General features: G+C 39.5%; 25 protein-coding genes and 3 pseudogenes. 7 read left to right on the forward strand and 21 right to left on the reverse strand.

Annotation, left to right across the window (positions count from 1 at the left end; genetic code table 11):
* Positions 1–77: 77 nt before the first annotated feature.
* Both HMPREF2574_RS04120 and HMPREF2574_RS04125 read right to left on the reverse strand, forming a co-directional pair.
* The gene (locus HMPREF2574_RS04120; RefSeq protein WP_024052083.1) at positions 78–743 is read right to left on the reverse strand and encodes a ComF family protein; all 666 of its coding nucleotides are present in this window, start codon (positions 741–743) and stop codon (positions 78–80) included.
* Positions 740–2,041 (reverse strand): ATP-dependent helicase ComFA, encoded by a 1,302-nt coding sequence (locus tag HMPREF2574_RS04125; protein ID WP_070241559.1) that lies wholly within the window; start codon positions 2,039–2,041, stop codon positions 740–742. The genes HMPREF2574_RS04120 and HMPREF2574_RS04125 overlap by 4 nt, the downstream gene beginning before the upstream one ends.
* A gap of 56 nt (positions 2,042–2,097) precedes the next feature.
* Here HMPREF2574_RS04125 and HMPREF2574_RS04130 point away from each other — a divergent pair, with 56 nt between their 5' ends.
* Together HMPREF2574_RS04130 and cysK are read left to right on the forward strand one after the other, a co-directional pair.
* Entirely contained in the window at positions 2,098–2,733 is a 636-nt protein-coding gene (locus HMPREF2574_RS04130) for a YigZ family protein (RefSeq protein ID WP_024052085.1), read from the forward strand.
* A gap of 99 nt (positions 2,734–2,832) precedes the next feature.
* On the forward strand, positions 2,833–3,762 hold the full coding sequence (cysK, locus tag HMPREF2574_RS04135; protein WP_024052086.1) for a cysteine synthase A: 930 nt from the start codon (positions 2,833–2,835) through the stop codon (positions 3,760–3,762).
* A 294-nt stretch (positions 3,763–4,056) separates the two neighbouring features.
* Here the strand turns inward: cysK and HMPREF2574_RS04140 are convergent.
* The 8 genes and pseudogenes from HMPREF2574_RS04140 to HMPREF2574_RS04175 form a co-directional block, all read right to left on the reverse strand.
* Positions 4,057–4,529: pseudogene (locus HMPREF2574_RS04140) on the reverse strand (DNA cytosine methyltransferase); the annotation flags it as partial.
* 156 nt (positions 4,530–4,685) lie between these two features.
* Complete coding sequence (locus HMPREF2574_RS04145) at positions 4,686–5,102, reverse strand: hypothetical protein (protein ID WP_024052089.1); 417 nt, start codon at positions 5,100–5,102, stop codon at positions 4,686–4,688.
* Between the two features lie 101 nt (positions 5,103–5,203).
* A complete protein-coding gene (locus HMPREF2574_RS04150) occupies positions 5,204–7,855 on the reverse strand; it encodes a valine--tRNA ligase (protein ID WP_070584030.1) in 2,652 nt (883 codons plus the stop codon).
* Positions 7,856–7,867: 12 nt separating this feature from the next.
* Positions 7,868–8,430, reverse strand: a pseudogene (locus HMPREF2574_RS04155) (shikimate kinase).
* A complete protein-coding gene (locus HMPREF2574_RS04160; RefSeq protein WP_224784129.1) occupies positions 8,430–8,948 on the reverse strand; it encodes a GNAT family N-acetyltransferase in 519 nt (172 codons plus the stop codon). Before HMPREF2574_RS04160 ends, HMPREF2574_RS04155 begins: the two are co-directional and overlap by 1 nt.
* Before the next feature lie 394 nt (positions 8,949–9,342).
* Entirely contained in the window at positions 9,343–9,597 is a 255-nt protein-coding gene (locus HMPREF2574_RS04165) for a DUF1912 family protein (protein ID WP_024052094.1), read from the reverse strand.
* 10 nt (positions 9,598–9,607) lie between these two features.
* Positions 9,608–10,972, reverse strand: a complete 1,365-nt coding sequence (locus HMPREF2574_RS04170; RefSeq protein ID WP_070811428.1) for a DUF438 domain-containing protein — start codon at positions 10,970–10,972, stop codon at positions 9,608–9,610.
* Positions 10,972–11,205 (reverse strand): DUF1858 domain-containing protein, encoded by a 234-nt coding sequence (locus HMPREF2574_RS04175; RefSeq protein ID WP_003025778.1) that lies wholly within the window; start codon positions 11,203–11,205, stop codon positions 10,972–10,974. The genes HMPREF2574_RS04170 and HMPREF2574_RS04175 overlap by 1 nt, the downstream gene beginning before the upstream one ends.
* 312 nt (positions 11,206–11,517) lie before the next feature.
* On the opposite strand from HMPREF2574_RS04175, the gene HMPREF2574_RS04180 reads away from it, so the two are divergent.
* Positions 11,518–12,450 carry a nitronate monooxygenase gene (locus tag HMPREF2574_RS04180; RefSeq protein WP_070241556.1) on the forward strand — a complete coding sequence of 311 codons (933 nt, stop codon included), beginning with the start codon at positions 11,518–11,520 and terminating at the stop codon, positions 12,448–12,450.
* 290 nt (positions 12,451–12,740) lie between these two features.
* On the opposite strand, the pseudogene HMPREF2574_RS04185 reads toward HMPREF2574_RS04180, so the two are convergent.
* Positions 12,741–13,171 (reverse strand): annotated as a pseudogene (locus tag HMPREF2574_RS04185) (cytidine deaminase).
* Between the two features lies 1 nt (position 13,172).
* A complete protein-coding gene (rlmD, locus tag HMPREF2574_RS04190) occupies positions 13,173–14,531 on the reverse strand; it encodes a 23S rRNA (uracil(1939)-C(5))-methyltransferase RlmD (RefSeq protein ID WP_070811430.1) in 1,359 nt (452 codons plus the stop codon).
* Positions 14,532–14,587: 56 nt separating this feature from the next.
* On the opposite strand from rlmD, the gene HMPREF2574_RS04195 reads away from it, so the two are divergent.
* The 4 genes from HMPREF2574_RS04195 to HMPREF2574_RS04210 all read left to right on the forward strand — a co-directional run bounded on the left by HMPREF2574_RS04195 (position 14,588) and on the right by HMPREF2574_RS04210 (position 17,261).
* Positions 14,588–15,364 (forward strand): aminoglycoside 3'-phosphotransferase, encoded by a 777-nt coding sequence (locus HMPREF2574_RS04195; protein WP_070583976.1) that lies wholly within the window; start codon positions 14,588–14,590, stop codon positions 15,362–15,364.
* Between the two features lie 63 nt (positions 15,365–15,427).
* The gene (gene recX, locus HMPREF2574_RS04200) at positions 15,428–16,213 is read left to right on the forward strand and encodes a recombination regulator RecX (protein WP_042754014.1); all 786 of its coding nucleotides are present in this window, start codon (positions 15,428–15,430) and stop codon (positions 16,211–16,213) included.
* Positions 16,214–16,290: 77 nt separating this feature from the next.
* Positions 16,291–16,824, forward strand: a complete 534-nt coding sequence (locus tag HMPREF2574_RS04205; RefSeq protein WP_024052101.1) for a nucleoside tri-diphosphate phosphatase — start codon at positions 16,291–16,293, stop codon at positions 16,822–16,824.
* Between the two features lie 119 nt (positions 16,825–16,943).
* Positions 16,944–17,261 (forward strand): DUF960 domain-containing protein, encoded by a 318-nt coding sequence (locus tag HMPREF2574_RS04210; RefSeq protein ID WP_070812215.1) that lies wholly within the window; start codon positions 16,944–16,946, stop codon positions 17,259–17,261.
* Between the two features lie 132 nt (positions 17,262–17,393).
* Here the strand turns inward: HMPREF2574_RS04210 and HMPREF2574_RS04215 are convergent, their stop codons facing one another.
* The 9 genes from HMPREF2574_RS04215 to fmt all read right to left on the reverse strand — a co-directional run bounded on the left by HMPREF2574_RS04215 (position 17,394) and on the right by fmt (position 26,660).
* On the reverse strand, positions 17,394–17,765 hold the full coding sequence (locus HMPREF2574_RS04215; protein WP_024052103.1) for a S1 RNA-binding domain-containing protein: 372 nt from the start codon (positions 17,763–17,765) through the stop codon (positions 17,394–17,396).
* 1 nt (position 17,766) lies between these two features.
* Positions 17,767–19,167: a bifunctional Cof-type HAD-IIB family hydrolase/peptidylprolyl isomerase gene (locus tag HMPREF2574_RS04220; RefSeq protein ID WP_070812216.1), complete on the reverse strand. Its 1,401-nt coding sequence runs from the start codon at positions 19,165–19,167 to the stop codon at positions 17,767–17,769.
* A gap of 39 nt (positions 19,168–19,206) precedes the next feature.
* Positions 19,207–19,839: a response regulator transcription factor gene (locus HMPREF2574_RS04225; protein WP_024052105.1), complete on the reverse strand. Its 633-nt coding sequence runs from the start codon at positions 19,837–19,839 to the stop codon at positions 19,207–19,209.
* 1 nt (position 19,840) lies between these two features.
* Positions 19,841–20,836, reverse strand: a complete 996-nt coding sequence (locus tag HMPREF2574_RS04230; protein ID WP_024052106.1) for an envelope stress sensor histidine kinase LiaS — start codon at positions 20,834–20,836, stop codon at positions 19,841–19,843.
* Positions 20,833–21,531, reverse strand: a complete 699-nt coding sequence (gene liaF, locus HMPREF2574_RS04235) for a cell wall-active antibiotics response protein LiaF (protein ID WP_024052107.1) — start codon at positions 21,529–21,531, stop codon at positions 20,833–20,835. The genes HMPREF2574_RS04230 and liaF overlap by 4 nt, the downstream gene beginning before the upstream one ends.
* Before the next feature lie 260 nt (positions 21,532–21,791).
* Positions 21,792–23,666 carry a Stk1 family PASTA domain-containing Ser/Thr kinase gene (pknB, locus tag HMPREF2574_RS04240; RefSeq protein WP_070812217.1) on the reverse strand — a complete coding sequence of 625 codons (1,875 nt, stop codon included), beginning with the start codon at positions 23,664–23,666 and terminating at the stop codon, positions 21,792–21,794.
* Positions 23,663–24,403 (reverse strand): Stp1/IreP family PP2C-type Ser/Thr phosphatase, encoded by a 741-nt coding sequence (locus tag HMPREF2574_RS04245; protein ID WP_022526377.1) that lies wholly within the window; start codon positions 24,401–24,403, stop codon positions 23,663–23,665. Before HMPREF2574_RS04245 ends, pknB begins: the two co-directional genes overlap by 4 nt.
* Before the next feature lie 18 nt (positions 24,404–24,421).
* The gene (rsmB, locus tag HMPREF2574_RS04250; RefSeq protein WP_070583972.1) at positions 24,422–25,735 is read right to left on the reverse strand and encodes a 16S rRNA (cytosine(967)-C(5))-methyltransferase RsmB; all 1,314 of its coding nucleotides are present in this window, start codon (positions 25,733–25,735) and stop codon (positions 24,422–24,424) included.
* Positions 25,725–26,660, reverse strand: coding sequence for a methionyl-tRNA formyltransferase (gene fmt / locus HMPREF2574_RS04255; protein ID WP_024052110.1), 936 nt, complete (start codon positions 26,658–26,660; stop codon positions 25,725–25,727). Before fmt ends, rsmB begins: the two co-directional genes overlap by 11 nt.
* Between the last annotated feature and the right edge of the window lie 64 nt (positions 26,661–26,724).

A 26,724-nucleotide genomic window follows, 5' to 3' on the forward strand; every position in this document is an offset into this window, starting at 1 on the left:
ATAAGTACCTTCTTTCTAAGCATTTGTTTTTCTTTATTTTATTATAACGCTTTCATTTTTTTTTTGCAAATTTTTTATCATCTGGCTAATGAAAATGTCACAATTTCTTTCACTCCTGCTTCCACTAAAATTTCCTTGGCTAATTGTAGGGTTGAGCCTGTTGTATAAATGTCATCTATCAAAAGGATTTTAGGTGGAAGTTGAACGTTGTCTTTCAATTTAAAACACTGCCGGCTTTGCAATCGCTCCTCTCTTGTTTTACTGGATTGAGCAATTGTATCATACTTTTCTAAAACTTCCTTAAATGGCAACTTTGCGCCCTCAAGAAGAGCTGTTACTTGATTAAACCCTCTTGTCTGATACTTTTCGGCACTTACCGGAATGGGAACAAGCGCATAATCACGGTAAACTTTCAATTCCTTTTGCAAAACTGCAGCAAATACAGAATAAAGGGCATAATCTCCTTGAAATTTATATTGACTGAAGAAGTCTTTCATGGCTTCATTATACACAAAACAGCTTTTATGGTAAACTTCTTTTCCTTTTTCTATCCACACTTGGCAATCCATGCAGACTTCACTTGCCCCGTCACGATAACACTTCGGGCAATGCTGCCCTGAAATGCGTTGAAATTTTTCAAAGCAGGCATCACAAGCCCTTGCTTTTGGCTTCGTCAAGGTCAATAAATCACAGAATTTCAGCTTTTCATCAAGTGGATTTTCACATAAAACACATGAATTCATAAACCGGCCTCCTGATTCATCTCCTGAATTTCTTTAATCGCTTTTTCTATCGCCATAGTCGTACCGTCATGAAAAAAGATTAACTCGCCTGTCGGTCGCTCCATACTGCGACCAACGCGTCCAGCAATTTGTACCAGAGCGCTGCGACTAAACAGACGGTGGTTGGCTTCCACCACGAAAACATCTACACAAGGAAAAGTCACCCCACGCTCCAAAATTGTCGTCGTTACCAAAATCGTGATTTCTTTTTGACGAAATTTCTCTACAATTTCTAGTCGATTTTCAGTCGTCGAGGCTACAAAATCAACTTCTTCATTAGGAAAAGTGCTTTGAAGAATCTCTGCCAGCTCCTGCCCTTTTCTGATCTCGGAAGCAAAAATAAGAAGTGGAAATCCTGTTTTTCTCTGCTTTTGAATAAACTGCCTTAACTTGGGAACTAGCTTCTTTTGACCAAGATATTTTTGAAAATCCGCCAACCAAATTTTTTGCGGAACAATCAAAGGATTGCCATGAAAACGTCTGGGTAGACTCAAACGAGTTAATTCTCCTTTAGCCACTTTTTTATCCAGCTCATCTGTGGAAGTTGCTGTTAAGAAAATCTTCGTCCCCTCTACTTTGACTGCCTGATGAACTGCATGATAAAGCATCGGATTGTCCACATAAGGAAAGGCATCTACCTCATCAACAATAAGAAGATCAAATGCTCGGTAAAATTTGATAAGCTGATGTGTGGTGGCAATCACGAGAGGACTGCGAGAATATGCTTCTGATTCACCGTGCAGGAGTGAAATATCACAAGTAAAATCCACTTTCAGTCTGCGATAAAGTTCTAAGCAGACATCAATTCTGGGGCTAGCCAAGCAGACTGCTCCGCCCTGATTGATGACTTGTGCCACCACTTGATAGATCATTTCCGTCTTTCCGGCTCCCGTGACTGCGTGAACCAAGCTATCTTTGCGTTTGGTAACCGCCTCTACAAGTCCTTGAGAAACCTTGGCTTGAAATTCTGTCAACTTTCCTTGCCATTTCAAGACATTCGCTTTGGGAAATTCTTCCTGTGGAAAATAGTAGAGATCTTCATCACTCCTAACTCTTCCTAAGATCAAGCAAGACCTACAATAATAAGCACCGATTGGCAGTTGGTGTTTTTCTTTGTCAATGGCTTGTCCACAGCGATTACAGCTTAATCTCCCTTTTTCTTCTACCATTCCAGTTAAGGTTTGTGCTTGCAATTGCAATTCTGGTGACAGTTGATTTTTTGTAAAAATGCGACCTAAACAATCTTGTAATTCTGTCATATCTATTTATTCGGAAAAACTTTGGCAAAATAAAAGTTTTTTTGTAAAATGAAGATATGGAATTTAGAACAATCAAAGAGGACGGTCAAGTCCAAGAAGAAATCAAAAAATCGCGCTTTATCTGTCATATCAAGCGTGTGACAACAGAGGACGAGGCACGAAATTTTATTCAGGCTGTCAAAAAAGAACACTATAAAGCTACTCACAACTGCTCTGCCTTTATTTTAGGAGAGCGGAGCGAAATGAAGCGAAGCAGCGATGATGGCGAACCCAGCGGAACTGCTGGCGTGCCTATGCTAGGCGTCTTAGAAAATCACCAACTAACCAACGTCTGTGCTGTCGTGACGCGCTATTTTGGGGGCATCAAGTTAGGAGCAGGTGGACTCATTCGGGCTTATGCTGGCAGTGTTGCCTTAGCTATCAAAGAAATCGGAAGTGTCCACATAAAAGAACAACTTGGACTAAGGCTTACTCTTTCCTACAGTCAATATCAAGAGTTACCAAATTTTCTTAAAGCCAAACAGTTGCAAGAACAGGATACAGCTTTTACAGATCAAGTACAAACGACTATTTTCATTGACAAAGACGATAAGGAGAGCGTTATAGAAAGTTTGATTGAGCTGTTTAATGGAAAAATTGACATTGTTGAGCAGGGATTTCGGAAAGTTGAAGTTCCCATTTCTTTATCCTAAATATTAAAAAAAGCTATCAACTTGATAGTTTTTTTATATTTTACAAAGACTCTTTTTCGTTTTATACTGATTGTATCAACAGAATTGAGGTATCATTTTATGGCACAAATTTATCATAACATTACAGAACTCATTGGAAATACTCCTATTGTGAAATTGAACAAGCTGGTTCCAGAAGGCGCTGCTGATGTTTATGTCAAGCTAGAGGCTTTCAATCCAGGATCGTCTGTCAAAGATCGCATTGCTCTCAGCATGATTGAGACTGCTGAGCAAGAGGGCTTGCTTCAACCAGGTGCAACCATTGTCGAAGCAACCAGCGGAAATACCGGAATCGGTTTGTCTTGGGTCGGTGCTGCTAAAGGTTATAAGGTTGTTATTGTTATGCCAGAAACTATGAGTGTAGAGCGCCGCAAAATTATCCAAGCTTATGGCGCCGAATTGGTGCTCACTCCCGGAAGTGAGGGAATGAAAGGTGCGATTGCCAAAGCTGAAGAAATCGCCAAGGAACGTAACGGATGGCTGCCGCTACAATTCAACAATCCAGCTAATCCTGAAGTACACGAAAGAACAACAGGAGCTGAAATTATCGCTGCTTTCGGTGAAAAAGGATTGGATGCTTTTGTCGGAGGAGTTGGCACAGGTGGTACAATTTCTGGCGTTTCTCATGCTCTCAAAAAAGTCAATCCGAATATACAAGTTTACGCAGTTGAAGCCGATGAGTCCGCTATCCTGTCTGGTGAAAAGCCTGGACCACACAAGATTCAAGGAATTTCAGCTGGTTTTATCCCAGAAACACTGGACACTCAAGCTTATGACGGTATTGTCCGCGTTACTTCTGATCAAGCGCTTGACCTTGGACGCCGTGTCGGTGGACAAGAAGGCTTTCTTGTAGGAATTTCTTCTGCCGCAGCTATCTATGCCGCACTTGAAGTCGCCAAAAAATTAGGCGCAGGCAAAAAAGTCCTAGCTCTTGCTCCAGATAACGGCGAGCGTTACCTATCAACAGCTCTCTACAATTTTGAGGTTTAAAAATCAAGGTTATATACACGTATAAACTTTAAATTTGGATTTGCTAACAGTTTACCAATGATAACTGTAATATATCAATGTCAGCTAATTAACAGCTAGAGAGAACGAAATTCGTTCTCTTTTTTCTGTATGTTCAAATCTATAAAAATGCTGTATCCATTCGATTTGTTGCTTTTACTAGCTAACAATCAACAATTATTAAAATTCTTTAGTATAAGATGTATTAGAAATATCCTCCCCTACAGCGTGAAAAGCTCGTTAAAAAACAGTCTCTTGAAACTTAGAATTGATAATCAGAACAACATAGTTTTGCATATCTTTGTTTTCAGTCAAGGCTTCGCAAATGGCCTTGAAGATATTACCGTTGTCATGACCAACCATATTTTTAACATTTTCAATGAAAATTACCCAATGTTTCTACCCTTCAATCATACGAAACAGTTCAAAAAACAAATCCCCACGATCATCATCAAATCCCTTGCGATAACTCACAATACTAAAGGCTTGGCATGGGAAACCTCCCATCACCACATCCACACGCTCAGCTGGAATCTCCTCCAGCTTCACCGCATGATGTCACGACTATCCAAAAAAGTATCTGGCTAGTTTAACTCATAAGTAAGCCGTGCGTACTTGTCAAACTCGTTGGCATACACCACTCTGAACTCGTTGGTCTGTTCAAATCTCAACTCAATTCCCCCAACACCTGAGAAGAAAGCTGCAATGTTATACTTCTCAGAGCGGTTCGAACTTACAGAATTTGTCATGTAGTTACCTGCTTTCTAAAAATTATTAGCTTTAATATGGTTAACCAAACTCATTAATTTTTTAATTATCTTATCTTAAAAATATCCTGATTTATAAAACGAAGCAATGATTCCTCAGGAACTTCAAGTAACTCACTTCTATGATTAAACTTATCTTCAAATATATACGTCACAATATTTCATATGTGAGTAAGCATTTCTTACTATCTTGAATTGATCCCAAACTCGTCTATCTTCTCCATCTAGTGAGTAAAAAAATGAATCAAATTTATTAATGCGTATTTTAAAAAGATTATTCAAATACTTCTTATGATTTTCTAAAAATGGGCGTTCTCGTATAAAGAGTTTTGAATCATTCAATCTGTCAAAAAATGGTTGAAAGGCAAATTTGTCTTTCAAATAAGCATTATAAACCTTCTCATTATTGAAAGTTAATAATACTGCATCCAGAAATATTCTAAATCTATTTAAATCAATAATACTTAAATTGTCAAATTGACCTTGTTTTAATTTATTAATCAGTTCATCTATTACAATCTCATCATGATATATATCTTGATAATAATCAATCATTTTGAAATTATTATTCAAATAGTCGTCGTTTAAGTCTTTTGAATCTAATATATTCAATGGTTGATTAAACCACGATTTATATTTTCCTTAATCTTCAGCCACTATTTCACCAACTTCTTCATCTCATCAATACGTGCTACGGTCGCATCATACTTAGCTTGGTAGTCGGCTTGTTTGTCGCGTTCTTTTTGGACGACTTCGGGTTTGGCGTTAGCGACGAATTTTTCGTTGCCAAGTTTGCGTGCAACTATATCCAATTCTTTTTGCCATTTAGCAAGTTCTTTGTCAAGGCGGGCTAGTTCTTCTTCAACATTGAGCAAGTCAGCGAGAGGCAGATAGATTTCTGCTCCTGTGATGATGCTGGACATGACTAGTTCTGGCACAGCAAGGTCCTCCGCAATTTCCAAATGCTCTGGATTTGTAAAACGCTTGATGTAGTTGACATTGGCGTTGAAGAATGCTTCTAATTCTTTATCACTTGTTTTCACGAGAAGTGTGATTGGTTTACTTGGAGCAACATTCACCTCGCTACGTGCGTTACGGACAGCACGGATAAGGTCTTTAAGACTTTCAACACCTTTATGCGCAGCTTCATTTTCAAATGCTGGATTAACTGTTGGGTATTCAGCTGTTACGATTGAACCTTCAGAAATTTGTTCAAAGATTTCTTCTGTCACGAATGGCATGATTGGATGAAGGAGACGAAGGATCTTGTCCAAGGTGTAAAGGAGAACAGAGCGTGTGATAACTTTCTCTTCTTCATTGTCACTATAAAGAACTTCCTTGGTCAACTCAACGTACCAGTCAGCAAATTCATCCCAGATGAAGTTGTAAAGGATATGACCAGCCACACCAAATTCAAATTTATCAAAGTTTTCAGTAACTTTAGCAATTGTTTCATTCAAGTTGTGAAGAATCCAGCGGTCAGTAACATTCCCGGCTGTACCAACCACAACTTTTGCAACATTTTCACTCGCTTGGTCAAGTGTCAACTCTTCATTGTTCATCAAAATATAACGAGAGATGTTCCAGATTTTGTTAATGAAGTTCCAAGCTGCATCCATTTTTTCGTAAGAGAAACGAACGTCTTGTCCTGGTGCAGAACCGTTTGATAGGAACCAACGAAGGCTATCTGTTCCGTACTTATCAATAACATCCATTGGATCAATCCCGTTACCGAGAGATTTAGACATCTTGCGTCCTTGCTCGTCACGGATGAGACCGTGAATCAAGGCATTTTTGAATGGCGACTTGCCAGTAAATTCCAAACCTTGGAAAATCATCCGAGATACCCAGAATGGGATAATATCATAACCAGTCACCAAGGTTGAAGTTGGGAAGTAACGTTTGAAGTCTTCTGAATCGACATCAGGCCAACCCATTGTTGAGAATGGCCATAGGGCTGAACTAAACCAAGTATCAAGCACATCTTCGTCTTGAGTCCATCCGTCACCTTCTGGAGCTTCTTCACCGACGTACATTTCACCTTCAGCATTGTACCATGCAGGAATTTGGTGACCCCACCATAATTGACGAGAGATAACCCAGTCATGAACGTTTTCCATCCATTGTAGGAAAGTATCGTTGAAACGTGGTGGGTAGAATTTTACTTCATCATCAGTGTCTTGGTTGGCAATAGCATTTTTAGCCAATTGGTCCATTTTAACGAACCATTGTGTTGACAAACGTGGCTCAACTGGCACACCAGTACGTTCTGAGTGACCAACGCTGTGAACCATTTTTTCGATTTCAACAAGCGCACCGATTTCTTCCAATTTTTTAACGACAGCTTTACGAGCTTCAAAACGATCCATACCAGCAAATTCACCAGCAAGTTCGTTCATCGTACCGTCATCATTCATAACATTAACTTGAGGAAGATTGTGACGTTGACCAACAAGGAAGTCGTTAGGGTCATGGGCTGGAGTGATTTTAACCACACCAGTACCAAATTCTGGGTCAGCGTGTTCATCACCAACGATTGGAATAGCTTTGTTAACGATTGGAAGGATGACATTTTGACCAATCAAATCTTTGTAACGATCATCATTTGGATTGACAGCGACAGCCGTATCCCCAAACATAGTCTCTGGACGAGTTGTCGCAACCTCTAAACTGCGCGAGCCATCTTCCAACAGATAATTCATATGGTAGAAGGCACCTTCCACATCCTTATGGATGACTTCGATGTCGGACAAAGCTGTGCGGGCCTTAGGGTCCCAGTTGATAATGAATTCGCCGCGGTAAATCCAATCTTTTTTATAGAGTTCTACGAAAACCTTGCGGACCGCTTTAGACAAGCCTTCATCAAGGGTGAAACGTTCACGTGAATAATCAACAGAGATACCCATTTTACCCCATTGTTGTTTGATTGTTGATGCATATTCATCTTTCCATTCCCAGACTTTATCAAGGAATTTTTCACGACCAAGGTCGTAACGTGAGATACCATCTTCAGCAAGACGTGCTTCAACTTTTGCCTGTGTTGCAATCCCCGCATGGTCCATACCAGGAAGCCATAAAGTATCAAAACCTTGCATCCGTTTTTGACGGATAATAATATCTTGCAAAGTAGTATCCCAAGCGTGACCAAGGTGAAGTTTACCAGTTACGTTTGGTGGTGGAATAACGATAGAATACGGATGAGCTTTCTTATCGCCAGAAGGCTTGAAAACATCCTCATCTAACCATTTTTGATAACGCCCAGCTTCAACCTCAGCTGGGTTATATTTTGGTGAAAGTTCTTTTGACATAATATGTCCTTTCTACATTTTTTCAATATCATTTAATTTTTGTAAAATAAACTGTGCTGATTCACGAGCGGATAGCTCGGTATTATTGATTTTATAATAATACTTAAGAAATTCTGGTGACTTCTCTGGATTAAATTGGGCAAATGTCATCGTTGACAAAATATCATTTTCAGACCATTCCAAATCACGCTTTAATGGTTTGCACTGCAAGCGATGCTCAGTACGATTACGCCGAAGCCGTTCAGTTAAATCCGTTTCAAGTTCTACAAACAAGACCTCTCTATTAAATGAGTGAAAAACATCTTGAATCTGTCTCAAAAAATCAATATCATTTGAATCATAAAATCAATCACAACAGTAAAAATAAGAGGTTTGTTGCTCTGAGCAAAAGCTTCAAAAAAATTCATTCTAATTTTCCGAATAAGTTCAGTTGAGATAGGCCCATATTCCATAAAACGCCTAACAAAATCAATGCTATCGTGATTATGAAACAAAGTCATATCAGTCATCTTTTCAATTTCTTGACCAATCGTCATCTTACCTGAAGCTTGTGCACCAATAATGACAACATTCATCATCTCCCCTCCCACTCACTCCTCAGTAAGCCATATATCAGACTGTCACAGCGATTTCCTTGGGCATCCTTTCTGTCTCGGATACGAGCTTCGAGGGTGAAGCCAAGTTTTTCAGCAATACGTTGGCTTGCTTTGTTGTATCCATAACATTCAATTTCGATTTTGTGGAGATTGAGTAGGGTGAAGCCAACTTCCAACAGCGCACGCGCAGCTTCTGTCACAATCCCTTGCCCCCAATAATCTGGGTGAAGCAAATAGCCCATTTCAAGAACATCATCAGCATGGCGATTATTAAAATCAATCGAGCCAATGACTTCATCTGTTCCTTTCAAGCAGATACCATAACCAGACGGTATTTTTTGCTCAATCCAGCGCTTTGGCATAATGTTTTCGAGATAATTTTCCTCTTCTTCCACGCTTTCTGCAGGTGGAAAACCAGCTGGCCAAGTTACTTCTGGCAAGCTTGCATAAGCAAAAATATCCTCAGCATCTGAGACTAGACGTTGGCGCAAATACAGCCGTTATGTCTCAATATCAGGAAGTTTATTGTCTTCAATTTGACCTAAAATATTTATCATAATCTCTCCCTGTTCCGATTATAAAAATTCGTCCCTGCCATACATGACAGGGACGAATCACTCCGCGGTACCACCCAATTTCGGGCAGACGCCCGCAACTCTGGTCTTCTTGTTTATCTTTTATTACGTTGTTAGCTCGCTTAGACGTACGCCAGTGCAACCCGCAACTTGTGGCTTAGTCCTAAAAGTAAACAAAAAAACACCATTATTTCAATTTTAGCCTTAGCAACCAGTTTTGACATTTGTGCGGATTTCTCAGCAGTGCCGCTTTCTGTGACAAATGGGATTCAAAACACCTCTAATGTATTTAGTTTAACATGTTTTCTAGAGAAAATCAATAATTTCTCTGCCCAAAAAGTCCGTCTGGTAGGTCATGAAATCCCTTGCCCTCTTGATAGTTGGCAAATTTACCCAATAAAAACTGATAGGCATCCAGACGGCTCTCATAACGAATCGCAGCTTCTTTAGCACGTTCATCTTGGTCTTCTTCATAGACTTTCTGACTCTCTTGAAGAGCCATTTCGTTGATTGCTACTTGAGTTTTGACCCAAGCTTCAAAATCCTTTAAAAATTCCTGTTCGTACATCATCATATTCCTTCTAATCTACTCCTCGGTAGAAATCTTCTTCAATATCACGGAAAGGCTGAATATCTTGGACATATTCCAGCACACCTTGAAATTCTCCTGCTTCATCTCTCACTGCCGCATACGTCACATGAACAAATTTATCCCGCGACTCAGACTTGAACCACATAACAAACTTGTCTCGCTTGCCTTCACGCAATTCCTTAAAAATAAAGCGAACTTTCTCCAAAAACTTAGGCGGGTGGCACAGCTCGACATTGCGCCCCACTTGACCCGGCGTCCGTTTGAAAATCATCTCATCAGCTGGCACACTGTCATTGTAGTACTGGAAAATATCCTCCTTATTAACAAAGGTAATCTCCATTGGCAGATGATTGAGAATCAAATTAGCCTCTTCCACTGATAAATAGCCATGTCCAAACGGCTGTTGGTTCTGCCGTTCAAAATTGTTTTCTGTCTTTTTCTTTTTTGGTTTAAAGGAAATGGTGACCTGCCCATCAGGCGTCTCAATGACTTGCTGAATAGTACCGTCTGACACAAACTCGTCACTGGCTGCCGCTTCGCTTCCAGTCTTCTCAGCAGTCTCTTTTTCTGCCTCCGTGAATGATTGACGATCTGGTACCCATTTCTCAGTCGGCTTGATAATGGCATAACCATAGGCACCACTTTCTTCTGCAATTTTCAACCAATCGTCCTGTGTGAAAGATTCCAGCAAAATCATAAGCAAGATGGACTCTTCCTTGAAAATCATCGCTTCAAACTCAGCTGCAAAATTTTCAAATGTTGCTCGAACTTGCTCGATACCTAGATTGGACAAATCTTCAGCAGCAGTCTTTGCTTCCTGAAAAAGCTCTCGAATCTGGTCGTCCACACCCCACATAACCTTGGGTGGTGAGTCATGACCGTATTTCTCCATAATCGGAAACATCAGCTCTTCCTTGCGCTGATAATGAATGTCAAATTGACCGACCAAGACCAGCTGGCGCATCAGTCCCCTTTCCAACTCTGTCTTCATTTCTGCATCATCTGTTTGAGCATAAGTATCAAGGAGACGCCGAACCCGCAAAAGAGCTGCTCTCAGAGCCAGATTTTCCTGCTTAAAAATTTGAACTGGATGTCCTGGATGATCTGTGTCAGCCACTTCTACATTTTTCACTGCTCCCTTAAAAAGATTCGCATGAACATTGCAAAGCGACATAACATCCTCAAAGGTTACACCCGTATCCGAGTTCATCAGTTCGTGCTCCATAAGACTGATCTCAATAGCCGAAACACCTGTAAAATGCTTGTTAAACTGCTCTTGAACCTCTTCTGCTGTTGCACCATGATGCAAATCCAGCAAAATGGATTTCAAAATCTCAATTCGTTCATCTGCCATCAGTCTAGCCCCACCACTTCATAGCCATTTGCTTCCAATGTCATGACAATTTTATCCATAGGGGTTCCTTCTAGCTTCGATCCTTGCTTTAACGACACCTTGCGACCAACCGTATTGCGCATGATTGGATTGGCAAGCGGTTTAAAACCAAGTTCCACCAAAATCTCCAACACTTCTGGGTGTTTGTCAACTACTTCTGCCACAGGAATGGATACATCAATGATATTGTCCATACTTCACCTCATGAACATTTTTCTATTATTATAACACAAAAAGTAGTTGCTTTCTAAGCAAAACCAAAACGCTCTTTATCTTTGCCTCATTCCATTTTTCTGAATCAATCATCATCTATAACTATTTTTAATATAGTATAAGTATTTGTTATAATAAAACGACTCTTTGTTTTTCACAAGTAAAACAATTGATAAATTCTCTTTTCAAAGCAAAATATTTCACAAACAAAAGAAAATTTATTAAATCACAATTTTGAAAACGTTTTTATAATCGTGATATACTAATTTCAAAAACAGGATGAAGGAGATAGTATGTCTATTACAACTTTACTAAACATCAAATATCCAATTTTTCAAGGTGCTATGGCGCAAATTTCTCACTATCAGTTGGCTGTTGCTGTTTCAGAAGCGGGTGGCTTGGGGATTATTGCTTCAGGTGGTATGACTGGCGACCAATTGCGCGAAGAAATTCGTGAATTGCGTAAACTCACAGACAAACCATTCGCTGTTAATGTGGTGCTGATGCTGAAAAATGTCGAAGAGCTTGTGAATGTTATCATCGAAGAAAAAGTTCCTATTGTGACAACTGGTGCTGGCACCCCTAAATTTATTCTGCCTGCTCTCAAAGAAGCAGGTATCAAGGTTATTCCGGTCATTGCCAGCGTGAAACATGCTAAAAAAATGCAAGAATTAGGTGTTGACGCTGTTATCGCTGAAGGATCTGAAGCGGGTGGTCATATCGGTAGCACCAATACCATGGCTTTGCTGCCACAAATTACTGATGCAGTTGATATTCCCGTGATTGGTGCAGGAGGTATTGCAGACGGTCGCGGGCTTGCTGCTGCTTTCGTTTTAGGCGCACAAGGAGTTCAACTCGGTACGGTATTTCTCGCATCAGAAGAATGCCCAATCGCTGAAAGTTATAAAGAAGCCGTTCTCAAGGCAAATGATACAGATACAGCTGTCACAGGCAGGAGGGCGGGTGCCCCCGTTCGTTGTATTCGAAACGAAATGACAGACCATTATATAGAACTTGAAAATAAAGGTACCAGCCGTGAGGAACTGGAAGAGATTACTATTGGAGCTCTCTCAAAAGCTGTATATGACGGAGACACAAAAAACGGCTCCATGATGTGCGGTCAAATTGCTGGTATGATAAAAGAAATCCGACCATGCAAAGAAATCATTGAAACAATCGTCTCAGATGCACAAAAAGCATTGAAAAACACAGAGATTTCCTTGTAAAATCGAAAAAACTTGTAGAAAATGATCTCTACAAGTTTTTCTATTGCTGAAGTAGTTGAAAATATTTGCGTTTCATTTTACTGCTCAACTTCTGTCGCCTATTTGTCATCTGCCTTAAACTAGGCTCACTCATGAACAAGTCATTCTATCCCATTTACCAAACGCTATAAAATATCAATAGCATTGCTACAGTATACCTTCTTTGCAATTTTTACATCCTGATTCTTTGAACTTTCGTTGTTAGAAAGTGCCTCGTATATTATTCTAACATACAGTAAAAGTGTTTCATATCATTTCCCGTCATTTTCAGTACGTTCTTGTCCCCACCAGTAAGGCATGAGTTCTCCCAAAGTAATCGTTTCTCGTTTTTCAAAATCTAGCATAAACTCTGGATGACGATTCTCAGGATTCAACTCCATTAAAAATTCTCTACACACCCCACAAGGCATACCAGAACCTCCTCCATAAGGTGGTTTATCACGAAAAGCCAATACTCGTTTCATTTTTGTCTGTCCAGAACACTGATACATATTAAAAGCTGCTGCCCTTTCAGCGCAGAGATGAAAAACACCACAGGTTCCTTCAAAGCAAAAGCCGGTATAAATCTTTCCATCCTCTGCTTCAATAGCTGCTACAACATGATTAGCGTACACAAAGGGCGATACCTCATGCGGATCATAGAGCTTCTTGGCTTCTTCATACATTTTTCCCAAATATCCATTCTAATCCTCTTTCTTTACCAATTTCACTACAGCCTCGGTCCTGGCTGTGTGTGGAAACATATCCACAGATTGAATATAATGAACATCGTAGACCTTGCTCAATTGTATCAAATCTCTAGCTAGAGTAGAGACATTACAGGAGACATAAACCATTTTCTTTGGTGCATAACGAACAATCGTTCCAAGCAGCTTTTCATCTAAGCCAGTCCGTGGCGGATCCACAATCAAGGCATCTGCTCGGTAACCTTCCTTGTACCAACGAGGAATAATGCTTTCAGCCGTCCCAGCCTCATAATAAGCATTGTCAAAGCCCATCTTCTTGGCATTTCGCTTAGCATCCTCAATAGCTTCTGGTATAACATCCATGCCACGAAGAGACTTCACTTTTTTAGCAAAAGCAAAGCCAATCGTTCCCACACCACAATAAGCATCAATCAGACAATCCTCTGAATCGACATCCAGAGCCTTAACAGCTTCACTGTAAAGCACCTCTGTTTGCTCTGGATTAAGCTGGTAAAAAGCCCTAGGCGATAAGGAAAACTCGTAATCCAAAACACCTTCCTGAATGGTTTCTTTCCCCCAGATAATCTCCGTCCTATCTCCATAGATTTCACTTGATTTTGTCGTATGGTAATTGACCGCCACTGTTTCCAACTCTGGAAATTCTGCTGACAAATCACGAATGACTGGAGAAAAGTCCAACTTCTTTCCCGTGACAAAAATCATCTGTACCTGACCTGTTTTCCGAGCCCTGCGAATCATAACCGTCCGAATGCCGGCATTTTTTCGCTCATCATAGATAGGAAGATTGTACTTTCCCAAAAGGAGAGCCACTTTATTGATGATTTTCTGCGTTACCTTATCCTGAACCAAACAGTTTTTCAAAGAAATCAGATAATGAGAATTCTGCGCATAAAGACCCGCTTTTACATCTCCCTTAAATTTCCGTGTTTGAAACTGCAACTTCGCTCGATAATATTGAGGTTCTTGCATACCAATCGTTGGACGAATCTCATAGTTTTCATAACCTTGAGGCGCAAATTTTTTCAAAGCCTGCCGCAACAGATCCGTCTTAAACTCCAGTTGCTTATCATAATGCAAGTGCATAATCTGGCAGCCCCCGCATTTTTCATAAATCTCACAAGGAGGCTCTACTCGATACTTGGAGCGTTTGTTAATCGTCAACAGTTTCGCTTCAACAAAATTACGCTTAACCGTCGTGATTTGACAAAAAATATCCTCACCTTTTAAAGCACCTGGTACAAAGACCAATGTCTTTTTATAAAATCCAATCCCTTCCCCGTTGATTCCCATTTTTTTGATTTTCAAGGGGATTTTTTGTTTTACTTTCAGATTCATAAGCCTATTATACCATGCCAACACGATAATGTTGAGAATATGGTACAATAATCAGTATGAAAAAAGAAAAAGTAACTCTCACAATTTCTCAATTCCCAGAAGAATTACGAATATATACAGAGAAAGCCACTTTGTATGACAGTTCTTCCCACTCAGGCGCAACCGTGCTTTATCTAGACACAAGCTACTATCTTAAAATAGACCAAAAAGGAAAGCTAGCACGAGAGGCACAATGTGCTAAATGGTTTGACAAACAAGGGCTCGGTGTTCCTGTATTGACATACATCAGCCAAGACAGGGACTACTTGCTCACTAAAGAAGCATCCGGCATATCAGGATTGGAAGTGCTAGACCAACCAGAAGTCCTCTGCCAAACCATGGCAACAGCGCTAAGACAGCTCCATAACCTCCAACCAGTCCACTTTCCCACAAACTCACTTCTAAAGAACTATATTCAGCTAGCGGAAGAGAATTATCAAAAAGGGCTTTTCTATGAAAAAGCTCTCCTGCCACAATTTCAGATTCGCAGTAGAAAAGGAGCCTATCAGCTTATCCAAGAACAGGGACATCTTCTTACAAGAGATGCATTTATTCACGGTGACGCTTGTTTGCCCAACTTTATCTTAAAAGACGCTAAGACGTTCTCCTGTTTCATTGATGTTGGGCTATCTGGCTTTAGCGATCGCCACATTGACCTTTACTGGGCTATCTGGTCACTGAATTATAATCTAGGCAATCCAAAATATGGCGACCTATTTTTGGACTACTATGGTCGAGAAAATATCAACTCCGAGAAATTACGACTTATCGCAGCTTTTGAAGCATTTGGCTAATAGTCACACTTACTATCCCATTCATTAGCTCCAAATTTCACACAAGTTATCGAAAGAATGATTATGAAAATCACTAAAATTGAAAAGAAAAAGCGTCTCTATCTTTTAGAATTGGACGAAACTGACAAAATTTACATCACTGAAGATACTATCGTTCACTTTATGTTATCAAAAGGCATGAACATTAGTGAGCAAGAATTAAAAGAAATTCAGAACTACGCACAGTTTTCTTACGGAAAAAATCTAGCTTTATATTATCTTTCTTTCAAGCAAAGAACTGTCAAAGAAGTGCGGGATTATTTGACAAAACACGAGATTTCCTTAGATACTATCGAGAAAGTCCTAACGATTCTCATAAAAGATAATTGGATAGATGACAGACAATATGCTTATTCCTTTATTCATTCCAATCTTCTATCTGGTGATAAAGGTGCTTTTGTCCTCAAGCAAAAATTGGCTCAAAAAGGTATCACAGCTCCTATTATTGATGAAGAATTATGCAAATTTGATTTTACAGAAGTAAGCCAAAAAGTCGCTGCAAAACTACTCCGCAACTATCAAAGCAAACTACCAAGTAAGGCCCTGCAGGATAAAATTCTTCAATCTATGTTGAGCAAAGGCTTTTCCTATACCGAAGCTAAGGCAGCTTATCAAACCTTAGACATCAAAGAAGATGAGGAAATTCAGCAGAAATTACTGTACAAAGAATTAGACAAGCAATACCGCAAATATTCTAAAAAATATGACGAATATGAGTTAAAACAACGCCTCACCCAAGCACTCGCACGCAAAGGCTATGATTTCTCCGACATTGCAAGCGCTCTCAAAGAATATCTACAAAAAATGTAAGGTTTATTTATGTTTTTTCATGAAAATATGTTACAATAAAAGCGATAACCTGATAAATTGTAGAAAGTTGGTAGATGATGAAGCTTCCAAAAGAAGGCGACTTTATTACAATTCAAAGTTATAAGCATAATGGAAGTCTGCACCGCACTTGGCGCGACACCATGGTACTAAAAACAACAGAAAACGCCATTATTGGTGTCAACGACCATACCTTGGTCACAGAAAGTGACGGGCGGCGTTGGGTGACACGCGAGCCAGCTATTGTCTATTTTCATAAAAAATATTGGTTTAACATTATCGCTATGATTCGCGAAAATGGGATTTCCTACTATTGCAATCTAGCCAGTCCCTATTATCTTGATGCAGAAGCATTAAAATACATAGATTATGATTTAGATGTCAAAGTCTTCACCAATGGTGAAAAGCGATTGCTGGATGTAGATGAATACGAGCGCCACAAGCGGCAAATGAACTACTCCACTGATTTAGATTACATTCTCAAGGAGAATGTGAAAATCTTAGTAGACTGGATTAATAATGAGCGTGGACCTTTTTCACAAGCCTATGTCAATATTTGGTACAAACGTTATGTAGAACTAAAGAATCGCTAAAGTTGCCAAGGGACCTCTGGTCCTTTTTGATTTTCAAAGAACAATTTCTTGCAATTCAAGCTTATTTTATGTATCATATAGAAAATACTTTGATGAATTAGCACAGAAAGGAAGAAACAATGGCTTTTACAAATACACGTGGACGTTATGCCAGCTTTGGCGTTGTAACAAGTTTGCCAGATGACATTATTGATTCTTTCTGGTACATCATTGATAATTTTTTAAAAGGTGTGTTTGCATTAGATGAGCTTCTTCGATTTGAACTCATCAACCGTCAAGGAAAATTAACATTTCGATTTTCCGAAACAAGTATGTCAACTACTGTCTCTTTTGATTTTAATGACGCTTTCGATCCATTTTTTCCGAGAGAAATCTTTGTAACGGACAACAAGGGAAAAGAAACCATTATGCTGCCAGATGAATATGCTTTAATGTGATAGTGACCTGAACAAAGAATACAGAATTGATATCCACCTGAAAATGTATGAGAATAAATACCCCCCTCAATAAGGTACTCACAACAATCTCTTATCGAGGGGGTCTTTTATGTGAAAATATCACAATTCTTGTCATTTGGTTTCTTCTTTTGATTGATTCAGAAAATCCATTGCTTCCTTTGTCCAAGTCGACAAACTTTTGGCGAGCGGTGCAAAACCAATCTTGTAACGGTCATTTGAAAAGCGATGGCGTTTAGGCAAATGATGCTTCTCTTCTTCCAGAGTTCTCATTGACAAACTAGCCTTACCCGAAAATTCATCATAGTCCATCACCTGCACCAATACTTGATCGTCGACATGCAGAATTTCATGGATATTTTCGATATATCCTGTCCGAATTTCTGAGATATGAATCAATCCCATGTCACCCGTTTCTAGTTCCACAAAAGCACCATAAGGCTGAATACCAGTAATTTGGCCTTTTAGTTTTTCACCAATTTTCATCTCAATCCTCAACTTTAATGGTTTCAATCACGACATCCTCAAGCGGTTTATCCATTGCACCAGTTTCAACTGCCGCAATCTTATCTAACACTTGATAAGAAGCTTCATCTAGCAATTGACCAAATACAGTATGCCTACGATCCAAATGCGGCGTTCCACCTTTGCTTGCATAAATTTCAGCAATCGGTGCTGGCCAACCACCCCGTTCCAATTCCTTTTGTGCATAAGGAATCTTGCTATTTTGCACGATGAAAAATTGACTGCCATTTGTATTTGGACCAGCATTAGCCATTGAAAGTGCTCCACGGATATTATACAATTCTGGTGAAAATTCATCTTCAAACTTTTCACCATAAATGGATTCGCCACCCATACCCGTACCAGTTGGATCTCCACCTTGAATCATGAAATCCTTGATAATGCGGTGGAAAATCACGCCATCATAGTAGCCATCCTTTGACAAAGCGATAAAATTCGCTACTGTCTTCGGCGCTTGCTCTGGAAATAGTTGAATTTTCAAATCTCCGTGGTTGGTTTTAATAGTCGCTTTCGGACCTTTCGCTAATTCAATCGTTGTTTGTGGAAAATGCAATTCTTTTTCTACCATTCCTAACTCCTCTAAGGCATAAAAAATGCCGTCTTCTTCTACTGTTTTTGTCACAAAGTCAGCCTTTGCTTTGATCTTTTCATGGGAAATGCCCATAGCAACGCTGATACCTGCATAATCAAATAATTCTAAATCATTAAGCTCGTCTCCGAAAACCATGACATTTTCAGGTTTCAATCCTAGATGCTCCACAACTGTCGCAACTCCAGATGCTTTTGAACCATTTGTTAGAACTACATCTGATGAATGTGGATGCCAGCGAACCAATCGTAGCTGTTCTTCTAACTCTTTAGGCAATTGCAAGCTATCTCCAATATCTTCAAATGTCCACATTTGATAAACGTTGTGATCTTGATAAAAATCTGGCTGAATAGGTAAATTAGGATAAACAATATCAATGGCTTCGTCAATAAGCGGTGTTCGCGTCGAAAGCGCTGCCTCATGACTACCAACGAGGCCAAAGTCAATCCCAACTTCCTTCGTCCAAGCGATATAAGTTTCTACTAAATTTCGATCAATCGGGGTTTGCGCAATAACCTTTCCTGCTTTATCTTCAATATAGGACCCATTCAAGGTGACAAAAAAATCAGGCTGCAACGCTTTCAACTCCGGCACCACACCAAAAATTCCTCTCCCTGAAGCAATTCCCGTCAAAATTCCTTTTTCTTTTAATTGTTTAAAAACCGTTTTGATCGATTCTGGAATGTAGCCAGTTGCTTTTACTCGCAAGGTATCATCAATATCAAAAAAGACGATTTTGATCTTCTTGGATTTGTATTTTAATTTTGCGTCCATAATCTCCCTCTAGCAATTATTCTGTTTTCTATTATACCACTAAATGTCATCTTGTGGGACAAGGTGATGTTGGAAAGCATAAACAACAGCTTGTGTACGATCGCTCACTTCTAGCTTTGATAAGATATTGGACACATGTGTTTTCACTGTCTTTAAAGAAATAAATAATTCATCTGCTATGCGTTGATTTTCATAACCTTTTGCCAGTAGTCCTAAAATATCTCGCTCACGCGCAGTCAAATCTTCGTGCAATTCAATATGATTTCGATGATATTCTACTTTTTGGCTGACTTCTGTTTCAATAGCAAGTTCACCCTTGGCTACTTTTCGGACCGCTCGTAAAATATCATCCGCGCTAGAAGTTTTGAGCATATATCCTTTAGCACCCGCATCTAAAACCGGATAAATTTTTTCATTATCCAAATAAGAAGTCAAAATGAGAATTTTAGCTTCAGGCCATTCTTTTAAAATAGCAAGTGTCGCTTCAATCCCACTCATTTCAGGCATGACAATGTCCATCATAATCACATCTGGACGCAACTCCAAAGCTCTTTCAACTCCTTCGCGACCATTTGAAGCTTCTGCCACTACATCCACATCGTCTTGTAAATCCAAATAACCTTTTAAGCCAAGTCTTACCATTTCATGGTCATCTACTAATAAAATCTGCATCCTAAGCTCCTTTCAATAACGGCACACGAATGTCAATTGCCACTCCCTGCTTCGGAGCGGTTAAAATTTGCATTGTTCCTGCCATATCATTTACTCTTTCTTCCATATTTTTCAAACCATAGCTCAATTCATCAGGCGAGGTATGCTCAAAGCCAATTCCATCATCTGTCATTTTCAACTGCAATTCATTCCGAGTTTGATACAAATAAACATCTAAATGATTCGCATTTGCATGACGGAGCGTGTTACTGATAATTTCCTGAGCAATTCTAAAAATATGCTCCTCAATCTGTTTCGGTAATTTTTGCACATCATGGTGAAAACTTACCTCAATATCGCTTTTATCTGATAGCTCTTTCAAAATGAGGTTCAGCCCTTCAACCAAGCTTTTCCCTTCCAACTCTGTCGGCCTCAAATGTAAAAGCAAGATACGCAAATCCCTCTGAGCAGTATTTAAAATTCCTGATACACCCGTCAATTGTTTTGATAATGCATCTGTATCTAAATTCTCCACTTGACCTGTCACACCTGACAAAATCATATTGGCAGCAAAAAGTTCTTGACTGACCGTATCATGTAAGTCACGCGCCATTCTCTTGCGTTCTTTCTCAATAATCGTCTCCTCATTTTGCAGGGCGCGGTTCTCTGACTTTTGCAGATTTTCTGTCAAATGAGTTAATTTCTCTGAAATCTGCCGAAAAGAGACATCAATTTCAGGCTGATGAATCTCTTGCAATTCTCGACCTTCTAAAACATTTTTTAGGTTTGTTTGAATGGTAGACAAAGTGACCATTTGAATCACTTTAACACCTAAAATCATCAACATCGTCAGAGATAAAGTCAGCACAATTACAAAGAAACTAAATTTTTCTAGCCACTCTACATTACTAAAAATCAGTTGCCAGTCAAAATTAAATAGACTAAAAATATAATGAATAATGAGTCCTAAAATGAGTAGGGAATAAAAGCTAATCAAAAGGTAGTAGACTTTTTTCATTTGCGAACCACCTCAACATTCCCTACAAACGTTGACAGGACAATTTTGACGCTTTTATGTGATCGCTTGAAGTCCGGTGTCGTTAGGCTGATACTTTCATTTCGCAATTCATAAACAGGTTGATCTAAAAACTGCAATTCACCATATAGATTATTCACTTTCAGGCTAACTGCCACATCAACTGGCACGATGATTTTTGTATTTCCAAAAAATTTTCGCAAAATAATCACATTATCATGGTTTGTGATAATGACTTGTTCCAAATGAATCGTATCTTTACCCATAAGACGGAAAAGATTGATGTCATCAAATCGACAGGTATCTGATGAGCCAAAATGATGAAGATTTCCCAACCATTGATTTTTTTCACGTTTTTGTTCTACTGCATCATCAAAGATGAGATTCGTCACTCCATTTTCTTTATAAATGTAAGGATAAGCCACAATCATGCCATAAATGACCGCAAAGAGCAAGGCAGCAATGACATAAGGATTGAGCATAATAATGAAAAAAAGCAATATAGTAGAAGTTACTAGCAGAAAATTTCCTCTTTGTTTACCAAAATAATAATAGAGTAGCAACAAGAAAAGCACCAAAAAAAGAATAACACGTGAAAAGTGACCAGACAAAATCGTCACTAATGCAAATGTTAATAGAATAGATTCAACAAAGATAAAAAATTGGATCTTTCTCATAGCCTCGATACCTTTCTGCTTCTATTGTATCAAAAACTTTTAAAAATTCCTCCGGCTAAGGTATGAAAAGAAGGGAGTGAACTGGAAGAAAATATTTTAAAGTTCTAGTTTGTAGTCCTAGAAGCTAACATTTTTAATTACAATATACTGGATAAACTTGATTGAGCAGAAGCAATGCTTATCAATGATGTAAAACGAGTGTAAAAAAAGAGGGAGGGGAAATCGGTTTAACAAAACTACGATTTTATCCTCTCTCTTTTTTAATTACTTGCACTAGCACTTGTGTCTGGTGTTTTTGAGCTGCTCCCATCATTACCACTAGCTGACGAACTGCTAGAGGATGGGCTAGTTTTATCTGAGCTGCTATCAGATTGTGAACTACTTTCAGATGTTGAAGAATCTTCGGTTTTTGGCTCATATACATATAAGACAATGCGATCACTCTTCAAATTCAAAGACTGACCAGCTTCTGGGGTTTGTCTGATAATCGTATTTGCCTGTGTACCCGTTGGAGCTGTTGTAATCGAACGTTTTTCAATATTCGCACCTTGAATACCAATCACTTTCGTCAAATTATTATAAGCAAATTCATAGGTTGAACTGATATAGCTTGGCATCGTGACACTTGAAACGGACTTCGCTACTTTTAACGTAATACGGGTCTTTGAAGTCAAATCATAAGTGCTGCCTGCTGCTGGTGTTTGATCAACAACTGTTCCTGCCGCATACTCACTACTCTCAACTTCTTCTGTTTTAATTAAACCTTTTGAAACCTTGTATTTTTGTACCAGATTGTTGATGGCATCTGCTCTTTTCTGACCTTTATAATCTTCCATAATAAAAGTTTTAGTCCCTTTTGAGACAATCAGATCCACCGTACTGCCCTCACGACGTTGCGTTCCCGCTTCTGGATTGGTGCGAATGACTGAATCTTTTTTAACAGAATCACTGTATTCGTCTTTTTCCTTGCCAACTTTCAAACCTGCAGTTTCGATTGCAGAACGTGCTTGGGCAATAGTTTTTCCAGTAACATCTGGAATTTTTACATTTGATGGACTCAAATAGACCAAAGCCACCAGAGCTGCGATAACTAAAACCACTGCTGATAACAAAACTTTATAGCGTGTTCTTAAACGGCGCTTCTTTTTTGCTTTTGGCTTAGGCGTAGGTTTACTACTGACTGCTTCTTTTGTGGGAGCAGGTGTTGGCTTCGTCGCAGAAGTCAAAGTATTTTGTGACACTTTCGGCAGTGTCTTTGTGTCTGCCTTAGCCGTGTCATCAAAAACTAGTTTTTTCTCATTTCGACGGTCAGCAGATAAACAGCTTGATAAATCCACATACATTTCTGCAACTGACTGATAACGATCCGTCAATTTTTTTGCCGTTGCCTTGATGACTACATTTTCCAATGCCTGTGGAACGTTTGGATTTTCAGCAATAATGGACGGTAGAGGCTTTTGGAAATGCTGTAGGGCAATCGTAACAGCACTATCTCCATCATAAGGGATATGTCCTGTCAGCATTTCATAGAAAATAATCCCCATGGCATAAATATCACTCTGAACGGTCGCTTTTGAACCACGCGCCTGTTCTGGTGACAAATAATGTACAGACCCCAACATAGAGTTGGTTTGCGTTAAACTCGTTTCTGCAAAAGCTACCGCAATTCCAAAGTCAGTGACTTTTGCATCGCCATCTGGAGTTAAAAGGACATTTTGAGGTTTCAAATCACGGTGAACAATCCCATGCGTGTGCGCCAAACGCATCGCTAAAAGGATTTGTCCCATGATTCGAACCGCTTCTTCATTAGACAAAGGAGCATGCTCTTTGATATAGCGTTTTAAGTCAAGTCCAGCCACATATTCCATTGCTAAATACTGCTGGCCTTCTTCTTCTCCAATGTCGGTAATCCGGACAATATGAGGATGATCCAAGTCTGCCATGGCGCGTGCTTCTCTTTGAAAACGTGCTACAGCAATCGGATCTGTCTGGTAATTGGTTCTTAGAACCTTAACTGCGACTTCTTCCCCGTCTAAAATCAAGTCTTTCGCCAAGTAGACATCTGCCATACCTCCTCGGCCAATTTGTTTGATGATTCTATATCGTCCGGCAAATATCTTGCCGACTTGAATCATTCTGCGTCCTCCTTATGATAATGAACCAGGGCAACTGTAATATTGTCCAGACCGCCTGCATTATTTGCAAAGCGAATCAAGGTTTCCGCTTTTTCTGAAAGAGCAATATCGCTTGTCATAATATCATAAATTTCACTTTCTGAAATCATATTGGACAAACCATCGCTATTCAAAATAATGTAATCATCATCTTCTAAGCTAATCATGCCAACATCAGGCTGCACTTCGCCTCTTTGACCGATTGATTGCGTGATGATGTTGCGTTGTGGGTGACGTTCTGCTTCCTCAGGTGTAATTTGTCCTGCTTTGAGCAATTCATTCACCAAAGAATGGTCGTTTGTCAACTGCTTATAACTATCACCACGCACCAAACCAATACGAGAATCTCCTACATGAGCATAAATTGCTTGATTGCCAATAATTGCTAAGGCTTCAAGCGTCGTTCCCATGCCTTTATATTCTTCATCTTGACCAAATTGATGAACTTTTTGATTTTCTGTTTCGAGATGTTCTGCGAACCACTCACGAACGCCGTTAATGGAATCAATTTGAGTATCCACCCAAGCGGCACCGAGGTCTGTTACTGCCATTTCACTAGCAATATTACCGGCACGGTGACCTCCCATACCATCTGCTAAAAGAACCATTGTCATACCGGCACGATTAACAAATTGATTGGCATAATCTTGATTATTTGTACGCTTCTGACCAACATCTGTTAATAATGAAATTTCCATACTGTCAGTTTCCTCCTATTAGGATATTCGTTTGAATTGACTGATGAAAAATCCGTCACTTCCATACAATTCTGGCGTAATTAAAATACAGCCATCTTTTAGAATATCCTGTCTATTATGTTCTAGTTTTACCTGTTTAAAATTTGGATGAGCTGCCAAAAACTGCTCAACAACTTGAAAATTTTCTTGCGAAACAATCGTACAGGTACTGTAAGTTATTATACCACCTTTTCGCAAGCTTTGACAAACACTATCCAGTATCTCAAGCTGAATTTTTTGCAACGAGGCAAAATCTGCATTTTCTTTATTGTATTTAATATCTGGTTTCCGTCGGATTAGACCAATTCCTGAACACGGCGCATCTACTAAAATTTTATCAAAGGCGTCTGCTCCAAAAGTTTCAAAAACCTTTCTCGCATCTAGCTTTTTCGTAATCACTTTATCTGCCACACCTAAGCGCTGTGCATTTTCTTTTATCAGAGCCAACTTATGCTCATAGAGATCTAATGCCGTGACCTGTCCTGTCGTTAAGTAAGAAGCAATGTGCATGGTTTTACCACCGGGTGCACTGCATGCGTCTAACACTTTTTCATCGCCGCGCAATTCAAGAGTTGGCGCAACCAATTGGCTAGATTCGTCTTGAATAGTAGTAGCACCTTCCTCAAACAAGGCATGCCCTGCAAAATGACCGTGGCTTTTCACCAACGCACTCGGAGCTAATAGCGAATCTTCTGCCTGCAACAGTTGTTTTAATTCTTCTTTACGGCTTAGGTCCACTACTCGAACGCTGGCTTTATTTCGAAGAAATAAACTCTCAAAAATGGCTAGAGCTCGTTTTTCACCGTACTCTTCAATCAGCACTTTAACCAGCCAAACTGGCAGAGAATACTGAATAGAATAGCGTTTGTTTTTACGTTTAATACTGCCTATATCTGCCACACCGTTCCGCAATAGTCTTCGCAGCACTGCATTGACGAACTTTTCGCTTCCCTTTTTTCGTGCCTTTGCCAGCTCCACCGCTTCATTGACGACCGCATGCGCTGGAATTTTATCAAGATACTGTATTTGATACAAACTCATCAACAAAAGAATATAAAGCCAGGAATCCAACTTATCTCGATTTTCAATAACATGAGACAAATACCATTCTAAAGTGATTTTACGTGCAACCGTTCCATAGACGATTTCTGTTACAAGCCCTTTATCAACAGAACTTAAAGGCGCCTCTAGCAAAGCCTGATTAAGAGCGATATTAGAATAAGCTCCCTCTGAGAAAACCTCTTCTAAAACAGCAAGAGCCGTTTGCCGCGCTGTTTTTATTTTATTGACCAAAGAAATCACCTACTGATAATTGCCGCCCCAGACCATTCAGAAAATCAATGATAGTCATTTTGGACTTTCCAGCTGGCTGTACTGTTTGAAGAGAAAGTGCACCTTCACCAGTTGCCACAATCAATTCTTTTTTTCCGATAACAAGGATTTCTCCAGCTTGTCCTAAGCCCTCTACTGGAGTAGCTTCGTAAATTTTAAAACGTTCTCCATTTAAAAGCGTATGTGCCACTGGCCAAGGATTCATTCCTCGAATTTGGTTAAAAATTTGGTGATTTGTCTTAGTCCAGTCAATTCTCTCCTTTTCTGGTAAAATATTTGGTGAAAAGGTAACTTGATTTTTGTCTTGCGGAACTGGTTTTAAATCTCCAGCTAGATAACTAGGCAAGCTCTCAAGTAGCAAATCGCGTCCGACCAACGCTAACTTTTCAAACATCGTCCCAACATTGTCTGTTTCCTCAATAGGAATCGCTCGACGCGCAATCATATCACCCGCATCCATCTCTTTGACCATTTCCATAATAGTCACACCGGCTTCTTTGTCACCATTGATAATGGCGTAGTGAATGGGAGCTCCTCCGCGATATTTTGGTAACAACGAAGCATGCACATTGACGGCAAAATTGACCGAATCTAGCAATTTGCTTGGTAAAAATTGACCGAAAGCTGCTGTGACGATACCATCAGCGTTTAAATTCAGCAAACTATCTAATTCAGCACTTTTAGACAATTTCTCTGGCTGATAGATTGGTAAGCCATAGTCTAAAGCCAGTTCTTTAACAGGCGTCATGCGGATTTCTTTTTTACGTCCTACTGCGCGATCTGGCTGTGTAACTACTGCCAAAATCTCGTACTGTTTGCTTTCCAGCAATCCTTTAAGCACCGTTGCAGAAAAATCTGGCGTTCCCATAAAAATAATGTTTGTCATGGTTTCCTCATATTCTTTTTTACTATTATATCAGAAGAAGTCGTGTATTTCTTTAAAAAAGGCT

It is taken from the genome of Streptococcus sp. HMSC034E12 (assembly GCF_001835915.1).
GTDB lineage: Bacteria > Bacillota > Bacilli > Lactobacillales > Streptococcaceae > Streptococcus > Streptococcus vaginalis.